17 protein-coding genes and 1 pseudogene are annotated in these 18,357 nt (G+C 43.0%); 3 read left to right on the top strand and 15 right to left on the bottom strand.

Annotated features, from left to right (window positions below; translation table 11 throughout):
* Window positions 1-27: 27 nt before the first annotated feature.
* The 8 genes from H626_RS0107985 to H626_RS10945 form a co-directional block, all read right to left on the bottom strand.
* Window positions 28-546, bottom strand: a complete 519-nt coding sequence (locus H626_RS0107985) for a GNAT family N-acetyltransferase (protein WP_035619015.1) — start codon at window positions 544-546, stop codon at window positions 28-30.
* Between the two features lie 156 nt (window positions 547-702).
* The gene (locus H626_RS0107980; RefSeq protein ID WP_051237914.1) at window positions 703-1,068 is read right to left on the bottom strand and encodes a thioesterase family protein; all 366 of its coding nucleotides are present in this window, start codon (window positions 1,066-1,068) and stop codon (window positions 703-705) included.
* Between the two features lie 22 nt (window positions 1,069-1,090).
* On the bottom strand, window positions 1,091-1,537 hold the full coding sequence (locus tag H626_RS0107975; RefSeq protein ID WP_027108896.1) for a hypothetical protein: 447 nt from the start codon (window positions 1,535-1,537) through the stop codon (window positions 1,091-1,093).
* A 185-nt stretch (window positions 1,538-1,722) separates the two neighbouring features.
* Window positions 1,723-2,451, bottom strand: a complete 729-nt coding sequence (gene pgeF, locus H626_RS0107970; protein WP_027108895.1) for a peptidoglycan editing factor PgeF — start codon at window positions 2,449-2,451, stop codon at window positions 1,723-1,725.
* Window positions 2,452-2,463: 12 nt separating this feature from the next.
* Window positions 2,464-2,991: a DUF3267 domain-containing protein gene (locus tag H626_RS0107965; RefSeq protein ID WP_245570091.1), complete on the bottom strand. Its 528-nt coding sequence runs from the start codon at window positions 2,989-2,991 to the stop codon at window positions 2,464-2,466.
* 250 nt (window positions 2,992-3,241) lie between these two features.
* The gene (locus H626_RS0107960; protein WP_027108893.1) at window positions 3,242-3,805 is read right to left on the bottom strand and encodes an NADPH-dependent FMN reductase; all 564 of its coding nucleotides are present in this window, start codon (window positions 3,803-3,805) and stop codon (window positions 3,242-3,244) included.
* Between the two features lie 80 nt (window positions 3,806-3,885).
* Window positions 3,886-5,664: a DUF2207 domain-containing protein gene (locus tag H626_RS0107955; protein ID WP_051237913.1), complete on the bottom strand. Its 1,779-nt coding sequence runs from the start codon at window positions 5,662-5,664 to the stop codon at window positions 3,886-3,888.
* A 171-nt stretch (window positions 5,665-5,835) separates the two neighbouring features.
* Window positions 5,836-6,597, bottom strand: coding sequence for a MerR family transcriptional regulator (locus tag H626_RS10945; protein ID WP_051237912.1), 762 nt, complete (start codon window positions 6,595-6,597; stop codon window positions 5,836-5,838).
* A 201-nt stretch (window positions 6,598-6,798) separates the two neighbouring features.
* On the opposite strand from H626_RS10945, the pseudogene H626_RS11815 reads away from it, so the two are divergent.
* Window positions 6,799-6,940 (top strand): annotated as a pseudogene (locus H626_RS11815) (ATP-binding cassette domain-containing protein); the annotation flags it as partial.
* Window positions 6,941-7,185: 245 nt separating this feature from the next.
* On the top strand, window positions 7,186-9,219 hold the full coding sequence (gene uvrA, locus H626_RS0107945; RefSeq protein ID WP_425411636.1) for an excinuclease ABC subunit UvrA: 2,034 nt from the start codon (window positions 7,186-7,188) through the stop codon (window positions 9,217-9,219).
* A gap of 58 nt (window positions 9,220-9,277) precedes the next feature.
* On the opposite strand, the gene H626_RS0107940 is transcribed toward uvrA, so the two are convergent.
* From H626_RS0107940 to H626_RS0107910, 7 genes are all read right to left on the bottom strand, one after another.
* Window positions 9,278-10,381 carry a Glu/Leu/Phe/Val family dehydrogenase gene (locus H626_RS0107940; protein WP_027108890.1) on the bottom strand — a complete coding sequence of 368 codons (1,104 nt, stop codon included), beginning with the start codon at window positions 10,379-10,381 and terminating at the stop codon, window positions 9,278-9,280.
* A 71-nt stretch (window positions 10,382-10,452) separates the two neighbouring features.
* Window positions 10,453-11,715, bottom strand: coding sequence for a dihydrolipoamide acetyltransferase family protein (locus H626_RS0107935; RefSeq protein WP_027108889.1), 1,263 nt, complete (start codon window positions 11,713-11,715; stop codon window positions 10,453-10,455).
* Between the two features lie 18 nt (window positions 11,716-11,733).
* Window positions 11,734-12,720 carry an alpha-ketoacid dehydrogenase subunit beta gene (locus H626_RS0107930; RefSeq protein WP_027108888.1) on the bottom strand — a complete coding sequence of 329 codons (987 nt, stop codon included), beginning with the start codon at window positions 12,718-12,720 and terminating at the stop codon, window positions 11,734-11,736.
* A 29-nt stretch (window positions 12,721-12,749) separates the two neighbouring features.
* Entirely contained in the window at window positions 12,750-13,736 is a 987-nt protein-coding gene (locus H626_RS0107925; RefSeq protein ID WP_035619010.1) for a thiamine pyrophosphate-dependent dehydrogenase E1 component subunit alpha, read from the bottom strand.
* Between the two features lie 17 nt (window positions 13,737-13,753).
* Entirely contained in the window at window positions 13,754-15,166 is a 1,413-nt protein-coding gene (gene lpdA, locus H626_RS0107920; protein WP_027108886.1) for a dihydrolipoyl dehydrogenase, read from the bottom strand.
* Window positions 15,167-15,190: 24 nt separating this feature from the next.
* The gene (gene buk, locus H626_RS0107915; RefSeq protein ID WP_027108885.1) at window positions 15,191-16,264 is read right to left on the bottom strand and encodes a butyrate kinase; all 1,074 of its coding nucleotides are present in this window, start codon (window positions 16,262-16,264) and stop codon (window positions 15,191-15,193) included.
* A gap of 17 nt (window positions 16,265-16,281) precedes the next feature.
* Window positions 16,282-17,118: a phosphate acyltransferase gene (locus H626_RS0107910; protein ID WP_027108884.1), complete on the bottom strand. Its 837-nt coding sequence runs from the start codon at window positions 17,116-17,118 to the stop codon at window positions 16,282-16,284.
* 324 nt (window positions 17,119-17,442) lie between these two features.
* Between H626_RS0107910 and H626_RS0107905 the strand changes: the two genes are divergently transcribed.
* Window positions 17,443-18,186 (top strand): polysaccharide deacetylase family protein, encoded by a 744-nt coding sequence (locus H626_RS0107905; RefSeq protein ID WP_027108883.1) that lies wholly within the window; start codon window positions 17,443-17,445, stop codon window positions 18,184-18,186.
* The last annotated feature ends 171 nt before the right edge of the window (window positions 18,187-18,357 follow it).

The raw sequence follows: 18,357 nt of genomic DNA, 5'->3' as shown, positions 1-18,357 counted from the left end.
AAGCGCTTTCTCTTTTGGTGGCAAAGTTTACTCTTTGTAAAAATAGATATCCGCTTTTCCTTCCTGGGCAGTATGGTTATATCCATGTGTGTTCAACCCACCCACTACAAAATTTTCTTTTAAATAAAATCTGCATGCACCTAAATTATTATCCTGGGCGATCGTATACAATCCAGCATACCCTTGTTTTTTTGCTTGCCATAATCCTTTTTCAATCAGGTTACCTGCTATGCCTTGCTGACGATAAGATCCTTTCACTTTTAAATCATGAAGATAAGCATACTTGGTCCAATCATCATGAAAGATAGCCAAACCGACAATTTCATCCTCCTGATAGGCTCCGATCGCAAATCCTTTTTTTTCTATCTCCTCGATACTCATTTTTTCATCAGGAAACGTCATTCTTTCCTTTTTTTGAAATAATTCTTCTTTGTGGATCCACCGATTCTGTTCCCTTTCTATTATTAAACGCCCAAATAAATCAAAAGGTTCATTTTTCATGTTAAGAGTTTTTTCATCTCTTTTTGATAGTTGGCGATACTCCATTACTATTCCCCATCTCTACTGCTGAATGAACGGTCAGGTTAAGAACCCCTCCCTCGACTTATCTTGTGACTTCCTTTACTCAAACGCGTTCCACCAAGCAAAACTGGCCTTTTTGTATTTCCAATCTGGTCAGAGCATATTTTGGACCGCTTCTCTCTATTTACTGTTTTGTAGAAACTCTTCTCTATTGATAACTGCCCGTTTATGGTTCGCTTTTCCAATTAATTTATCCTCTACATACGCCTCAATACTAAAAGTGTAAATCTTATCTGTTGCTTCGCCTAATGATACTTTTACGACCACTTCTTTTCCGATTGCAGTCGCAGCTATATGTTTCAGGTTGATTTCTATTCCGACTGAACTCCTTGTTGCTTCCAAATCTTTTTCCAGCAGGAGCATAGCTGTATTTTCCATATAGCCGATCAGGTGGGGCGTTGATAAGACGGCTAAACGCCCCGATCCAATTTCTTTGGCCGTGTCGCTTTCACGAACGACAAATATTTTTTCAGCATGCTTTTTCATTCAGGATCCCCCTATAGATCTCTTACCTCTCAGGAATTTCTCTGATCGGACTTCCATCTTGATCGTAAATATATTGACGGACTTTTTTACTATCCGCCATGGCAATGATCAAGCGGTCTCGGTATGGCTCGGCGAGTTCATCGAATAAATACGAAGCTTCATTTAAATTATATTTCTTTCGCAGACTTTCGATTTCTCCACGGGATTTCACTTTATAACTGCGACTGGGCAGTTTCCCTTCAATTTCATGCTTTTCGATTCGATAAAAATGGTCGGAATCCTTATACACGATTTCTAATGCACCGGACTGGGTTCGAATATGTTCCGCATGCGGATAGTTTTCTTTGTGCAAATCCCACCACGCCTTGATTCCATCGATTGCTTCCTCTTCAGTCTTGTAACTCCCGTGCTCTTTTTTCACTCCACTGAGTCGATTTTGCCAATAGTTCGTATAAACGGTTTGCACCATACTTTTCTCTCCTTTTCTATTGCCTTTCTTCTATTTTAAATGATTTTATTTTTTAATCAAATAGAACGGCATATGCCTTTTACAGGAATTTATCCCTTTGAAAGAGATAAAAAAAGACGATCCCCTTTTCTAGTAGGATCGCCTTTTCTGATTCCTATAACTCTAAAGGATACACATATCTCCCTTTACTCTTCTGGAATCATAGTCAATAAGCCATTTAGTTGGTACTCTTTTCCTTCTTTTCTGGCGGAATGAAGGCTGTCATCTGTGTAGGTCGCTGTCCGTTCAATGTCTAAGTTTTCGTCCTTTATCCCGGCTTCTTTTAGGATACTCACATTCGCATCGCTCATGCTCATTCGGTACCGCTCGCCGTCTGGTTTGAAAAAGTTGTCTCTCTCAGAAAACCCTTCAAATGCTGCATAGACTTCGGGTCCTACCTGATAGTGTTCTTGATCAATGGAGGGGCCAACGTACGCTAGTATATTGTGCCGGGCACAGCCAAAGTCTGCCTCCATTTGTTTTATTGCGTTCAAAGAAATTTTTTGAACTGTTCCACGCCAGCCTGAATGAACAACGGCTTGTACTTTTTTTACTGGATCGTATAAAATAATGGGCGTACAGTCAGCGTATTTAATCAGTAAAGCGACCCCCGGCTTGTCTGTCAGGAGTCCATCCGTTTCTTTTAGTGTCCGACCAAAGATAAACGGCTCGCCATTTTGACCATTCACATAAGCAACATTCGCGCTATGCACTTGTTGTCCAGTATATATTTCTTTGGGTTGGATATCCATGCGTTCCAACAATCGCTCGACGTCTTCCACAACTTTGTTTCCGACCATTTGATAACGAAAATTATACTCGCTCCCGGCGACCTGATTGATCAGCCCTTTTTCAGCTAATAATGTAGACTGCATTGTCTGCCTCACCTACCTTTGTTGTTCGTCTCGTAAAATGTTGATGCCAACAGGCGTATCTTCTATTTTTATATCATCCGGATATTGTCGGAAGAGATAAACATAATAAAAATCTCCTGCACAAGCCCCCGCATGAACGGCAGTCAGCAATGTAAACAATTCTCTACTGAACCAGCCTGCGCTGTAAAGTCCGATCATCATCACGGTGATCGAAAGAAATGGAGCTAGAGCGATCCAGGTAAATTGTCTTTTTGAATACATTGAATGGGGACTGGAGGCAAAAGCCATTCCATTTTTGAAGCCAAATTTGATTTTCCCAGTCGGATTAAAAATTTTGAAGAAGACTGCATGGATGAGTTCATGAATGACGATCAATACTACAAATAAGAAGAGCCCCATGATCACCCCACTGAATCCTGTCTCGATTTCTTCCGACCCAGAAATAAATCTGCTTACGGCTGCAAATAATAAATAAAATATAACTGTAGCTACTAAGGCATAACCATTGAGTTTTCGTGCCATTTCTTTATCATCGATCAAGTTGATCTCTTTTAATAGTTCCAGGATGATCTCTCCTCTGTTTCCATCATTTATTTTTTATCAGTATAACATAAGTCCAAGTGGGACAAAAAGCATTCAGACCCGCCTATTGTATCCGTAAGATCTTCAAGCAACAACAGCTATAGCTCCAAAAAGTAGACTGGTCGTCTACTTTTTGGAGCATATTTTAGAAAAGACCATTCAAAAAACAATTGACGATAGGAGACTTATCCTATCCATATTCTCGCATTTAATTGCGAACAGTTTTTAAGGCCGTACTCCACGCGACTGTGGTCTCAATGACCGCTTTGATCGTAGGCAGGTGAACTTTAGATGGTGCAAAAGTTGACATGTCTTTAAAGTCTGTAAATAAACTAAAGGCTCCAAATGGTCCAACAGTTGCCAGGTTGAAATCTGATAAAGTCATGCGCAAAATCATGGTTGCGCCCACACCTAATGTAGAACCATAGGCAACGATCCCTGCAGCTTTGTTGCTCCATTCAGGACTCAAATAGTCCAAAGCATTTTTTAAAGAAGGGGTAATGTTTTTGTTGTATTCAGGTGTCACAAAAATGAAGCCATCCAATGAATCGATCTTAGTTGACCATCTTTTTACATCATCAGTAGTATAGTTCCGATCGGCCATTGCTGCCGGAACTGTTTCATTTAAAAGAGGAAGATCATAATCCTTGATATCTACGATTTCAAAATCTGCGCCCCCCATTTTTTCTGCATTCTCTAAAATATAGTGTGCCACTTGTAAGTTGACACGGGCATCTCGGGTACTTCCTGTAATAATTCCAATTTTAGTCATTTGAATACCTACCTTTTCAATTTTTCGTACAATTCATTATACAATAAAAACTCTATTCCTCGGTTGCTTTGAGAAATTTATTAACGGGCTCCCCCGCCACCGCCACCGCCGGCTCCCCCGCCGCCACCAATTCCTGTTGCTCCACCCATACCTGATGCAGCGGAAGACGCTTTGGAATGGAATCCTCCATAAGATAATCCGGTCGACCAATTATTTCGCATCCCTGTAGTGCCATACCAATACCAGTAATAAGGACCGACCAGACTATTGTCATAATACTGCGTAGGCTCAGGCACCATGGAATCCAACTGTTTGGTTATATCATCTTTTCTAAAGTAGAGAATGCTCCAAATCAGATAATCCGAAAAATCTATTGGGCTGTTTGGTCGTTTAGCCTCTTTGATATCCGTCTGTTTCAAATAGTTATCAAATTGAACGACACGGTCCAGCAGCTGCTCACCCTCTGCACTGGCTACTGTGACTTCCTGTTTACTGCCCCATACTTTTATTTCTTTAAACGTGATCAGATTTTTTCTTTCTAAATAATCTTTTGAATACTCTATTAAAGCATCCGCAAACTTCTCGACAGCTTTGGCATTCTTTTTAGCCCAGTGTTGAATGTGGTCATTGTCCACTTTTCCACTTGCATCCGCAGCGTCCAGCAACATCACCCATAGCCCTTTTTCATACGTGTCACCTTGGTTAGGCTTGAAACCTGAAGCAAATTCCGTGAACGAATAAGGATGCTTTTGTTTTTCTTCCGCAAACTGCTTGATTTGGATGAGTGTTTCATATTGATTACTGAAGAACACTTTTTTGACAGTCGTATCCATAGAAATACGGTCTTCTTCGACCCATTTCAATAAATAGGCTGTAAAGTAATCTTCAAAGTACCCTTTTTGAAATTCTTGTAGTACGAAGGCGATCCCTGCCAGATCTTCTTCCTCAAACGGAATCGTTTCATAGACGAAGCCTTTATTCTTTTGCACGCGTTTGGTTCCCGTAAGCATTTGACCTGCATCGGCTTTTGCTTGGGAAAGTTTTCTACTATACAAAATAGCGGCAAGTCCCGCTCCTCCTGCCGTTATTCCCAACACAGTGAAAAGAATGATCAAAATGGTATCCGATGAAGTCTCTTCATTGTAAGCTGAGCCTTCCATCGCCATTTCCCGTTGTTCTTCGAGCGTGCTATCCACATAGACCTGTGCATTGAAGAAACCTTCCGGGAATTGAGCGAGTACGGTCACATCATTGCTGCTATCCACTACTTCACTCGCCTGCCACACGATTTCTTCATCAATTAGTTGAATGTCGCCCTCCAGACCAAATCCCCAAAAACGGACATCTTCCTGGGTGAATGGTTCGTGACCGGAAATAGTCACCGTCAAATTATCTGCCGGAATGCTGGAGAAAGTGTCGAAGTTCCACAATAGTGCCTGCCCATCATCTAACTCGCGCACTAAATTGGACAACGTATAGGACAGTTCGTAATTATTTTGACCATATTCTCCGATTCCCCAAACCAATTCTTGTCCATCATCTGTCTCTACTACACCATATTTCCCAGCTTTCTCTTCACGAGAAGCGTCCAGATCCCAATCGGTATCCTCTTCAAACCCGACCACAGAAAAATCCAGGAGCTCTGAGTCTTGCATCTCTTCTAATGTGATGTACAATTCTGTCCCGTCATCCATGTTCATATCCCGATTTTCTGTAATGATAGCTGAACCATCTCGCTGAAGTTGAACATCTATTTCAATAGAGGTCAGTTCATTTTCAGCCGAGACCGTATCCGTCCATCCCAAACCAACGAACGTCAACACGCTTAATGCTGTTAGTTGTTTTATATATCGTTTCATTGAGCACCCTACTTTCTTTTGATATTATATGTACCCCATCTTGATGAAAAAGAATTCTCTGTTCATTCAGTATACCAAAATAGTTTGTGCTTGTCTGAACAAATAGAACTGATCGCCTGCTCGTGATGAAGAGAACTTCTCAGCAAAATAATGCTCCCCCCATCTCTTTGGCTACTCTTTTTTATTCTCACGGTAATATGCATAGTGTCCAATGTTTTTTTTGCTCCATCCATCATTTTCTTCCGCAAGCACGTCAAATAAAGCGTTCAATTGACTGAGTGCTTTCATGCGCATGATCAGTGTTTCATCCAAAAAGTCTAGCGATTGTTGTGCAATTTCTTTCATTCTTTTTAAATTGTTGTGTTCTGTTTCTAATAAAATTTCTTTGGCTATTTCTAAAGAACCAGTGGTCTGTGAAACAGTACGTAAAATCAGCACACGTCTAACGTCTGCTTTCGAGAACAATCGATAGCCACTTCCTCCATCTCGCTTTGGTTGAATGAGTCCTTCTTTTTCCCAAAAACGGATGGCCGATGATGCGACCCCTACTTCCCTTGCCACTTCACCGATCTTGTACAGCTTATTCTGAACAAACTGTTTTTCTAATTGCTCCAGCCCTTCTTCGTTTAAAATGTCATTGACTTTCTTTGTTGCTTTCTGCTGAGTTAATAAGTGAGCTTGTTCTTCAGTTACCAACCACAGGACCTGCAAAAATTCGCCTTCTTGGATCAGAGGCATGATCTGTCTTACAAAAGTCAATCCAAACCCGCTATTCATTTGAACAATACATTGAAAATAGTAGACATGGATCGTCGAATAAACACGGTAACCGTTTGCTGCTCTTGGTACAGCTGGTACTAAGCCCCATTTTTCATAGTGCTTCAACGAACTTGTTGAAACATCACAAATACGAGCGACATCTATCCCTTTCATTCCATCACCTCCACTCTATTATCTACTGTAAAACAGTAAAGTACAACATTAAAGTATTTGAGCATGTTTGTGTATGGAAAACCTTTTGTTGACTCTATGCCCCGTCCTAAGTAGGGGGGTTGCATGAATGTAGTATGATAGAAGTATCAGAACAGAAGTAAAATCATTGTTGCGAATAAATAGGAATAAGGAGGCTCTTACATGAAAGATGCAATCACGATCAAAGGGGCTAGAGAAAATAATTTAAAGAATATTTCGTTAGCCATCCCAAAAAACAAACTCGTGGTGGTCACCGGTCCTTCAGGTTCGGGTAAATCAACGTTAGCTTTTGATATTCTGGAAAAAGAATGTAACCGACAGTTTCTAGAATCCAGTGGCCTAGCTACAGATGTTTTTGAACGTCCAAAAGTTGACAAAATCGATGGCCTTTCTCCTTCGATCGCAGTCGGACAGACCGTGACGAACCGGAATCCCCGCTCGACCGTTGGGACCGTCACCGATTTGTACACGTATTTACGGAAATTATTTGAACAAGCGGGGACCAGACCGTGTAAAAATTGCGGGAAGCTCATCCCTACCACAAACCGTATGGAAGAAACGGTCGTGTGTACTGGCTGTGGTACGGCCAACGAACCGTTAACAAGAACAGAATTCTCTTTCAATAAACCTTCTGGAGCTTGTCCTACCTGTTCGGGATTAGGGATAGCCCAAGAAATCAATCTTGAAAAACTGATCGACTGGGAGCTCTCTATTGATGAAGGGGGAGTAAAATCCTGGAACAAAGCCTGGGTCGACTATAACATTGGCATTTTAGCTGTTGGAAGTGAGTATTATTCTTTAGCTATTTCAAAATCAAAACCACTCAAAGATTTTACGGCTATTGAATTAGATTACCTCTTTTATGGAGCAGAGGACGATCGGTTTAGCAGACATTTTCCGGACAAAAAAATTCCTAAAACAGTGTCAAAAGGAAAATATCCAGGATTGCTCACAGCCATGTGGCGTTCATACAAAGAAAACGGAGAAAAAGCTCAAGCAGCGGAATTTTTTGAGTCGAAAATTTGTCCGACCTGTCAAGGTGAACGGTTACGAGAAGAAGCACGAGCAAGTATAGTTCATGGAAAAAGACTCCCTGAATTATCCCTATTGCCTTTATCCGAACTGAACGAATGGCTAGAAAGTATGATGGACACTTTCATTGGCGAAGAAGAAAACGAAGTGCTGACCACTGTGCTATATGATATGCATGAACGATTAGGCCGGATACTTGAAATTGGACTAGGCTATCTGACTCTAGATCGCCAAGCAATCACCTTATCGGGTGGAGAATCTCAACGGTTACGTTTAGCTTCCATTTTAGGTTCCGGCCTGACTGGAGTATTGTACATTTTGGATGAACCAACTGCCGGGCTGCATCCCAAAGACACTCATGGACTGATCACGGTCATGGAAAAATTACGGGACATCGGCAACACACTCTTGGTCATTGAACACGATGAAACTGTCATGAAAGCTGCCGATCATTTAGTGGACATGGGACCAGGAGCTGGAAAAATGGGTGGCTATATAACTGCTACAGGGACTATTGCTGATTTGATCCATACACCAGGATCCATCACGGGAAGAACGTTGGCCAACGAGGTCCACTTGCCCTCTAAAGGGAGAAAAGGAAACGGACAGTATCTGACTGTCCATCAGGCAACGCAGCACAATTTGAATAATGTTACAGTAGATTTCCCCTTAGAGACCCTCACTGCTATTACAGGTGTATCGGGTTCCGGAAAATCAACGTTGCTGTTCGATGTGTTGGCCGATCAAGAGGGATGCACAAGCATTGCTGGATTAGAAGCCATTGATTCGATCATCAGCATCGGTCAAAGTCCATTAGCCCGTATGTCGCGTTCCATTGTTGCTACGTATAGTGATATGTATACGGATATCCGTAATCTATTTGCTAAACAGCCTTCTGCTAAAAACAAAGGACTCAAAGCAAATCACTTTTCGTTTAATACTAAGGGCGGACGCTGTGATACGTGTGAAGGAATGGGGAAAGTCGCTGTCAATCTTCATTTCTTATCCAACACGCAAGTGACTTGTCCTGATTGCAAAGGGAAAAGATTTAAAGACGAAATTCTCGAAGTCACGCTAGAAGGCCATTCCATTTCGGATATATTGGAGATGAATATTGAGGATGTCCAGCCACTCCTTCCCATAGCAAAAATCCAAAAACGATTGCAGCTATTGATCGCTGTCGGACTGGGTTACCTCTCTTTGGGTCAAGAGTTGACGACGTTATCCGGTGGTGAAGGTCAGCGGCTAAAACTTGCCAAGGAATTAAGCGGTTCTCAAAAAGGACATACCCTTTACTTGCTCGATGAACCAACTAGCGGATTGCATACATCTGACCTCATTCATCTTTATGAATTACTCCAACGCCTAGTTGATTCAGGAAACACGGTTCTCATGGTCGAACACAATGTTCCCATGATTTCAGCGAGCGACTATATTATCGATATGGGACCTGGCGGAGGAGATGCAGGTGGAAATATTATTGCTACCGGTACGCCAAAAGAACTGAAAAACAATAGCCAGTCTGTTACGGGACCTTATTTAATAGTATAAAAAAGTGGAAAAGCCATCTATAAAAAGATGGATTTTCCACTTTTTTCATACTACTAATTTATCGATTCAATATCGATTTTCCGTCTCGTACATAGACACTTTTTGTTTTTCTTATGGCAGCGATACGTTCTTCTGCCAATTTATCAGCTGCGAGGTAAGTAGGGATGCCATCTCGATCGGCGATGTTGAATACTTTTTCAATTTGATTGTAGATATTGTCTACTGATTTGCGGGCTCTTTCTGCATTGTAGCCTCCATTAAATTCATCCGCTACTTGGATCACACCACCAGCATTCAAGATATAATCCGGTGCATAGACGATTCCCATTTCATCTAATTTGTCTCCGTGGCGATTCTCTGCTAACTGGTTGTTGGCAGCCCCTGCGATAACTTTAATGCCGGCTTTTTCCATTTTTTTCAAGCTCTCATCATTTATGGACGCACCCAGTGCACACGGAGCATAAATATCAGCTTGGATTGAAAACAGTTCATCCGGTTCGACGATTTCACATCCAATTTCTTTTGCCCGTTGTTGGGGACCGTCAAAAATATCTGTGGCGATCACTCTTGCGCCTTCTTTTAATGCTTTTTTAGCTACTGTGAGTCCGACTTTTCCAGCACCTTCCAGTAGGATCGTTCGCCCATTTAATGAATCGGTCCCGAACGCTTTCTTCACTGCTGCTTTCATACCTACGTAAACACCGTGAGCTGTAGATGGAGACGGGTTTCCAGAAGTCCCCGGTTTCAAGCCTGTTCCGGCTACATAATTCGTTTCTTGGTATACATGATCCATTTCAGTTTCTCCCGTGCCTACATCGGCTGCCGTAATGTAGCGTCCATTCAAGCCTTCGACAAATCGTCCAAAAGCTCTAAACAGGGCTTCTCTATTGATCTGATTTTCAGGATCTTTTAAAATGACCGTTTTTGCTCCACCGATCGGCAAGCCGCTTGCCGCATTTTTATAGGTCATCCCTTTTGCTAAACGCAGAGCATCAATGACCGCATCTTCTTCATTTTCATAGGTCCAATACCGCGTGCCGCCGAGACCAGGTCCCAAAGTCGTATCGTGGATACAGGTGACAGCCTTTAACCCCGTTTCTTTATCTTGCATAAACACCAACTGTTCGTAATCATACTCTTCTAAGGCTTTAAAAATATCCATTCTGCTAACTTCCTTTCTTCCTCATTTTTTTGTCCAATGGCTGTGTTTCTAATCGTCCAGCGTTTCCTTCATTAATAGAGTACTGATTTATCTGAAAAACGAGCCAGGTTTTCTTTCACTGTCTGCAGGAAGCGACCGGCTTGGAGCCCGTCAATGATCCGGTGGTCCATTGATAGCGACAAATTGACCATGTCTGCTACTTTAAAGCCCCCATCCGGTGTAGGAATAAAACGCTTCTGGATGGTTTCCACTTGTAAAATCGCTGCTTGCGGATGGTTTATGATGCCCATCGATTGAATCGATCCAAATGTTCCCGTATTGTTTACAGTCAGGGTCCCCCCTTGCATGTGCTTCGTTTCGAGTTTGCCAGTCCGGGCTAATTTCGCCAAGCGATCGATTTCTTTGGTCAGTCCGCTTACAGAATAATTATCTGCCTCATGGATGACCGGGACAAAAAGGTGTTCTTCTGTGGCGACAGCGACGGATATATTGATCGCCTTATGGTAAATGATGTTTCCATTATCCCAGGATGCATTGATGATGGGGTGTTTTTTCAAAGCCTGCACAACCGCTTTTACAAAAAACGGGAAGTACGCTAACGGGATCCCTTCCTGCTGTTTGAACGTTGCTTTTTCTGCATCCCGTAGTTTCACTATGTTTGTGACATCGGCTTCGACCGTCATCCAGGCATGTGGGATTTCTGTGACACTTTGTACCATCTTCTTGGCGATGGCTTTTCGGATACCATCTGCTGGCACCACTTCGTCTTTTCCATCTTTAAACCGAGATTCGCTTGTCTCCGGTTCGTTTCGTGCTTCACTTTGAACAGCTGCCAATTCTTTTAGCGGATTCGGTCGGGAAGCAGGCGGTGTTTCTTTTTGAGTTTCCCCGTCAAAGTTCAACACATCCTTACGGGTGATCCGTCCGCTTTTCCCACTCCCTGTCACATGGGATAGATCGATATTTTTTTCTTGAGCGATCCGCATCACCGCTGGCGAAAAACGAGGGGACACTTCATTTGCTGTTTCCTCTTCCTCTTTTTTCGATTGTGCTACATCCACTTGTGGGTCTTCTTTCACTTCAGTTGCTTTCGTTTCTGTTTCAATAATCAAAATGGGCGTGCCCACATCAACATTCGTATCCACATCCACCAGCTTTTCTTTCACCACTCCCGAAAAGTTCGAAGGGATCTCGGTCGTGACTTTATCCGATATCGCCTCTGCGATTGGATCGTATTTACTGATCTGGTCCCCCACTTCCACTAACCAGAGGGAAATGGAAGCTTCGGTCACGCTTTCGCCTAAATGGGGCATTTCAATCGTTTCCAAACTCATATTGCTTTCCTCCTCTTGTTAAAATTCCGCTAGTTCTTTCATAGCAGCCAACACTTTATCCTCAGTCACCAGAAACTCGCGTTCCAAAGATAGCGCATACGGCATGCTGGGAGAATCCGGTCCAGCCAATCGTTTGATCGGAGCATCTAGGTAAAACAATGCTTCTTCTGCAATGATGGCGGCAATTTCACTCATGATACTCCCTTCTTTATTGTCTTCTGTGACCAGCAAGACTTTTCCTGTTTTTTTCGCTGCTTTAATGAGTGTTTCTTTATCCAATGGATACAGTGAACGCACATCCACCACTTCCGCCTCGATGCCTTCCTCACTCAATGCATCCGCTGCTTTTAAAGCATGATTGAGGACCATACCGTAACCAATGACGGTAATGTCGTCCCCTTTTCTGACAACGTTCGCCTTATCGATCGGCACGACATAATCTTCTTCCGGAACGTCTTCTTTTAACAGACGATACAAGCGTTTGTGTTCATAAAACAAGACTGGATCATCACAGCGGATAGCTGCTTTGATCAATCCTTTGGCATCATAAACAGAAGAGGGTGTCACGATCCGTAAACCCGGTTGGCCAAACAACACTTTTTCAGTGGATTGCGAATGATACAATCCGCCTCTGACCCCACCGCCATACGGTGCGCGGTAGACGATCGGAGCCGTCCAGTCGCCTTTGGTCCGGTAACGCATCCGGCTTGCTTCAGAAATCAGCTGATTGACTGCTGGTAAGATATAATCCGCAAACTGAAATTCCCCAATAGCTCGATAGCCCATTGTTCCTAATCCGACTGCCAAGCCGCCGATTTGTCCTTCGGTTAAAGGTGTATTGAAACACCGTTCATCTCCAAATTTTTCTGCCAATCCTTTGGTTACACCAAAAACGCCGCCCTTGACACCTCCGACATCTTCTCCAAAAATCACTACTTTTTCATCGCGAGTCATTTCTTCTTCGATTCCTTTGCGAATGGCTTCTAAGTAAGTCATCATTGCCATAATTTTCCATCGTCCTTTCTTCCAGTCGCTTAGTCAGCATATACCTGTTCCAAAATCGTTTCGGGATCGGGATCCGCCATCGCCTCTGCTTCATCTGTTGCCTGGTTGATTTCTGCTTTCAATCGACTGTCGATGTCTTTCATTTCTTCTCGTGTGAGGTAGCCTTCTTCGATCAATTGTTTTTCCATCACCAACAAGCCATCGTTCTTTTTCAAGTTCTCAATATCTTTCTGGGAGCGGTAGACTGTATGATCATCATCTGCCGAATGCGAGGTCAAACGCTGCACCATCATTTCGATCAATGCTGGACCTTTCCCTTCACGTGCATCGGCGACTACTTTTTTGAAAGCTAAATAAGTTTCGGTGAAATCATTTCCGTTTACTTGGATACCCGGAAAACCATAAGCCGGTCCGCGCATAGCCATTGTTTCATTGGCGTATTGCTCCTTTATCCCAACAGATATCGCATAACCATTATTTTCAATGACAAAAATGACGGGGAGTTTCTTGACGCCTGCAAAATTCATCGCTTCCTGGACTTCGCCCTGATTGGCGGAGCCTTCACCGGTAGCTGTTAACGCCACAAAATCTTTTTTCGCTAGGAGGGCACTATAGGCCACACCAGTTGCGAGTGGGAATTGGGTAGAAACGGTAGACGAATGGGAAATGATGTTGTGTTTTTTGGACCCGTAGTGGTTCGGCATCTGCCGTCCATGAGAAGAAGGATCTGCTTCTTTCCCGAAAGAACCGAGCAGAACGTCTTTTGCGGACATCCCCCAAACCAGGCAGGCTGTCATGTCGCGGTAATACGGTAGAAAGAAATCTTTTTCAGGTTCGAAAGCCATTGCCATGGCGACTTGCGCCACTTCATGTCCTTGACCGGAGATGTTGAATGATGCTTTTCCGATCCGGGTCAGTTGCCAGAGTCGTTCATCCAAGCGCCGTCCTTTTAAGATATGCGTGTAGGCTTGAATCATTTCTTCTTTGTTTAAACCAGATTCTTTCAATGTTTTCATCTGGTACACTTCCTTTCTTATTTATGAATGGCCCATTTTTGCGTATCCAAAGCGGCTTCTTGAATTGCTTCCGCTAATGTTGGATGCGGATGGATCGCTTCGCCTACCTCTAACGGAGTCGCATCCAGATAGATCGCTGTGCTCATTTCGGATATCAATTCTGTTGCATGGGGACCTATGATAGAAACACCGACTAAATCATCTGTTTCTGCATCTCTCAACACTTCCACAAAACCTGTTGCTTCACCTTGGATCAACGCTTTGCCATTCCCGGAAAAAGAGAATTTCCCCATTTTAACCTTTCGTCCTGCCGGCAAAGCCTCTTTTGTATAGCCGACACTGGCAATTTCTGGTGAAGTATACGTGCACCGAGGCACATTTTCGTAAGCGAGCGGTTCGCTCGTTCCATGAACCATATGTTCTACGGCCAATTCGCCCTCTTTCATCGCCACATGAGCCAGTTGCAGCGTATCGATGCAATCTCCGATAGCGTATATATGACTTTCCGCCGTCTGGTAGTGTTTGTTTACTTGGATCCCTTTTTTATCAAAGCGGACCGACGTATTTTGTAGTCCCAATCCATCTACAGTGGGCTTGCGCCCGATAGCGACCATCACCTTGTCGACAATTACGGCGTCTTGTTCTTTGAAACTCAGTTCAACAGTCTCTGCTTTGATTTCCACTTTTTCCACTTGCTGATCCACTTTCACCTGAATACCCCGATCAGTCAATTGCCTGAACAATTCTTTCGAAATGGATTCGCTTTCATTTGCGACTAAACAAGGCAAAGCTTCTATAACCGTTACCGCTACACCTAAACTATGTAACAATGACGCCCACTCTACCCCGATCACTCCGCCACCAATTATAGCCATCGACTCCGGCAACTCCTCAAGTTCCAGCATCCCATTTGAAGTCAGTATGTGTTCTTCATCGATCGGAAACTGCGGGATCGTTTTCGGACTCGAACCGGTTGCGATGATGAGTTTTTTCGGTATATAGATTTCTTCTTCTTTCCCTTCTTCTGCAAATGTGACAGCTACTGCTCCTGAGACGGGTGAGAAAATAGAAGGACCCAGAACGGCTCCCTTTCCATACACCACCTTGATTTGATTCTTTTTCATCAACCCTTGAATCCCTTGATGCAGCTGATCCACGATCCTGTCTTTTCTTGCCAGCACTTTTCCGTACTGTACGACCGGATCATTCGACTGGTCAATTCCAAAATCAGCTGCCTTTCTCACTGTATCGATCACTTCTGCACTTCTCAAAAGGGCCTTAGTTGGAATACAGCCCCGATGCAGACAGGTGCCTCCCAATTTATCCTGTTCAATGAGTACAACAGCCATTCCTTGTTGAGCCGCACGGATAGCAGCGACATATCCGCCTGTTCCGCCACCCAGTACAACTAAATCTGTTTCCATTGCCATTTGATCAGCTCCTTCCTGTTGCGCTTACTTCGTATATTCTTTTGCAGTTTCTTTTCCTTGGATGACGCGCAGAGCTCCTTCAGCCAATGCTTCCATTTCCATTTCACCCGGAACGACCTCTACAGGTGCGATCCATGAAACAGAATCTTGAATAGACTCTACAATAAATTCCGCAAAGCTGACGCCTCCTGTCAGGATGATAACGTCTACATTTCCTTTCAGCACTGTAGCCATTTCCCCTATACCCTTGGCCACTTGATAGCACATGCCTTCCAGAACATATCGGGCTTCTTGATCCCCCGCTTGCATCTGCTCAATTACTTTCCGCAAATCTGTTTCTTGCAAATAAGAATAAACCCCGCCTTTTCCTGCTATTATTTTTTTGGCTTGTGCAAGGGTCCATTTTTCGGTGACCATTTTTTCGGAAAAATCCATTAATGGCAAACCGCCCGTCCGCTCAGGAGTGTAAGGTCCTTCGCCGTCCAGACCATTCACTATATCGATCATCTTACCGTTCAAGTGTGCTCCGATACTCGTCCCTCCACCCATGTGGACAACAATGGCCGTACTTTCTTCGTAAGCCTTATTTTGTTGAGCGAGAACTTTCCTGGCCACTGCTTTTTGATTCAACGCATGCGCGACACTTCTTCGTTCGATTCCTTTTAACCCAGATATCCGTGCTAACGGGATCAGCTCATCTACGACGACCGGATCAACAATATAGGCCGGAAGATCGGCTACTTGGGCAATCTCATAAGCCAGACGTGCGCCCAAATTGGATGCATGACTTCCAAACTTCTCTTCTTTTAAGTCCGCCAGCATATCCGCGCCAACCAGATAAGTTCCTCCTGGGATTGGCTTCAGCAAGCCACCGCGTCCAACCACCGCAAGCAAATCAGCTACTGTTATATTTTGTTTCACCAAAAATTCCAAGATGAGTTGTTTTCTAAAATCTTTTTGATTGTGGATCCGAGAAAATTGAGAAATTTCTTCAGTCGTATGCCGAATGGTCTGCGTTGTTACTTCCATTCCCTGATCAAATAAAGAAACTTTCGTCGAAGTCGAACCGGGATTGATTGCTAAAATCAACTGTTCCATAGGATCCTCCTGCCTTTTTATGTTTGTTCACCTATTTGCATCAACGCAAATTTCAATGCATAAACCTTACTCTTGACCTCATCACTTCTAGACGTCAACACGATCGGCACTCGCGTACCCACGATCGTTCCTCCAATTGTTCCTTCTCCAAATAAAAGAAAGGATTTATACAAGACATTGCCCACATCAATAGTGGGTACGATCACTATATCTGCGTCCCCCTGAATAGGTCCTTCGAACTGTTTCTTTTCGACCGCTTTTTTAGACAAAGCCAGGTCTAACGAGAGCGGGCCATAGACTAGCGCGTCTGACCGCTCTGAAAAGGTTTCTGCCAAAGACTGTGCCATGACAGAAGACGGCATTTTAGGATTGCTATTCTCAGCGGCACTTAGTAAAGCAACTTTCGGTTTTTCTAATCCGATCTGTTTGGCCACATCGATAGCATTCTCAATTATTCCAACCAGTTGCTCTTCACTCGGATCAATGTTCATAGCCGCATCACTTAGTAATAACGGTCTGTTTAAAACCGGCAAATTGACTAAAGCTACATGTGAAAGGACAGCTTGTTTTTTTAAGTCGTGTTCCGCTTTCAGTACTTCCTTAAGTAATGTGTGTGTCTGAACGCCACCTTTAAGTAAGATGTCCGCCTCCCCTTGGGCCACACTGTGAACTGCTTGATGGACCATCTCCATTTCAGATTCACACTGGATATATTCCCACACATGTTCTGTATCAATGTTGGGCAGGACATCGAAAACTTTAAATAAAACTGTTCCCACGAATTCTTTCTTGCTTTGACGGACAAGTTCCAATATTTCTGGTCTAGAACCGCCCACTACCGCTACAATAGCCATCTTTTCCCCTCCTGTATGAAAGCGCTTAACATAAGTTTACCGTAGTTCCCGTAACTATCCAATGTTAAAATTATTAGATTTTTATAATCAAATGGGAGCAACAATAAGTTACATTATTCACATATACTTGAATAAAAAAAGAAATAGGACTATTTCTTGATCGCTCTGTTTAATTTTACTCAGCTGATTATTTGCAAGCACACTGCCTGCATATCCACTCATCAGAAGAAACCTTTTTGTATTCTTCCTTATTGTCTAGCGATTGAAAGAGTGCTATAATTTTACTACTGTTTGTGAAAAGACTAACTTAAAAGGAGATATCCCATGACATTTTCAACTATCTTATACCATGAAATTCGCGAAACGGACGATTTTGATCCAGAGTTCCCTTCACCGATCGATGTTCACCAAGCTTATGACGATCGATTGCCAACAGCTCTGTTTGTGACCCACGCTCAATTTAATGAACAGATGCAGTATTTACACGACAATAATTTTCATACGTTGACCCTGGATGAAGTAAAAGCTTATTATTATGAAGAGTATCCTTTACCAGAAAACTCTATACTGTTAACGTTCGATGATTGTTTCCAATCACTTAAAAAATATGCCTACCCGCTATTAAAAGAGTACGGATTCCATGCAACCGCGTTTGTCGTGACCAGCTGGTTACACGAGCACGTTAAACCATTTGATCCTACGCAGTCGGTTTGTTTAGCTCAGTCTGAATTAAATGAGATGAAAGATGTGTTTGAATACGCTAATCATACGGATCGATTCCACCAACGTAGCGATGAAAATACGAGCATGATGATGGGAGCAACTGATGAAGCACTAGCAAGTGATTTGGCTACTTGTAACAATTTTGTTGAAGCGACAGACGTTTTTGCTTATCCTTTTGGACTCTTTTCCGATCGCAATGTCGACCTTCTGGCCAAACAACATTTTCGTTTAGCATTCACCTGTGAACAAGCAAAAAATGATCTTCAAACTCACCCGTTGCGTCTTAACCGCTATGTTATTCCACATTTTTTACCGTTTGCACAATTTAAACTCATTGTGAATTAAAGAGAAGAAATCTGCACAACAGTGCCGATAGACCAATAAAAAGAAGAGAGTGGGACAAAAAACGTTCAGACCCGAATCACTGGAGCGGATACTCGAAAGATAGTCGTAGACTATCGAAGAGTGTTCGTGAAGTGGATGTCGGGTCTGTTTTTTGGAGCACGTTTTAGAAAG

It is taken from the genome of Lacticigenium naphthae DSM 19658 (genome assembly GCF_000425865.1).
Classification (GTDB): Bacteria; Bacillota; Bacilli; order Lactobacillales; family Carnobacteriaceae_A; genus Lacticigenium; species Lacticigenium naphthae.
The sequence above is the reverse complement of the archived record's forward strand: the minus strand, read 5'-3'. Positions and strand labels throughout refer to the sequence as shown.

Coding starts and splice junctions, on each gene's coding strand:
- H626_RS0107985 (WP_035619015.1), bottom strand. CDS start 546: ATGGAGTATCGCCAACTATCAAAAAGAGATGAAAAAACTCTTAACATG.
- H626_RS0107980 (WP_051237914.1), bottom strand. CDS start 1,068: ATGAAAAAGCATGCTGAAAAAATATTTGTCGTTCGTGAAAGCGACACG.
- H626_RS0107975 (WP_027108896.1), bottom strand. CDS start 1,537: ATGGTGCAAACCGTTTATACGAACTATTGGCAAAATCGACTCAGTGGA.
- pgeF (WP_027108895.1), bottom strand. CDS start 2,451: ATGCAGTCTACATTATTAGCTGAAAAAGGGCTGATCAATCAGGTCGCC.
- H626_RS0107960 (WP_027108893.1), bottom strand. CDS start 3,805: ATGACTAAAATTGGAATTATTACAGGAAGTACCCGAGATGCCCGTGTC.
- H626_RS0107955 (WP_051237913.1), bottom strand. CDS start 5,664: ATGAAACGATATATAAAACAACTAACAGCATTAAGCGTGTTGACGTTC.
- H626_RS10945 (WP_051237912.1), bottom strand. CDS start 6,597: ATGAAAGGGATAGATGTCGCTCGTATTTGTGATGTTTCAACAAGTTCG.
- uvrA (WP_425411636.1), top strand. CDS start 7,186: ATGGAAGAAACGGTCGTGTGTACTGGCTGTGGTACGGCCAACGAACCG.
- H626_RS0107940 (WP_027108890.1), bottom strand. CDS start 10,381: ATGGATATTTTTAAAGCCTTAGAAGAGTATGATTACGAACAGTTGGTG.
- H626_RS0107935 (WP_027108889.1), bottom strand. CDS start 11,715: ATGAGTTTGGAAACGATTGAAATGCCCCATTTAGGCGAAAGCGTGACC.
- H626_RS0107930 (WP_027108888.1), bottom strand. CDS start 12,720: ATGGCAATGATGACTTACTTAGAAGCCATTCGCAAAGGAATCGAAGAA.
- H626_RS0107925 (WP_035619010.1), bottom strand. CDS start 13,736: ATGAAAACATTGAAAGAATCTGGTTTAAACAAAGAAGAAATGATTCAA.
- lpdA (WP_027108886.1), bottom strand. CDS start 15,166: ATGGCAATGGAAACAGATTTAGTTGTACTGGGTGGCGGAACAGGCGGA.
- buk (WP_027108885.1), bottom strand. CDS start 16,264: ATGGAACAGTTGATTTTAGCAATCAATCCCGGTTCGACTTCGACGAAA.
- H626_RS0107910 (WP_027108884.1), bottom strand. CDS start 17,118: ATGGCTATTGTAGCGGTAGTGGGCGGTTCTAGACCAGAAATATTGGAA.
- H626_RS0107905 (WP_027108883.1), top strand. CDS start 17,443: ATGACATTTTCAACTATCTTATACCATGAAATTCGCGAAACGGACGAT.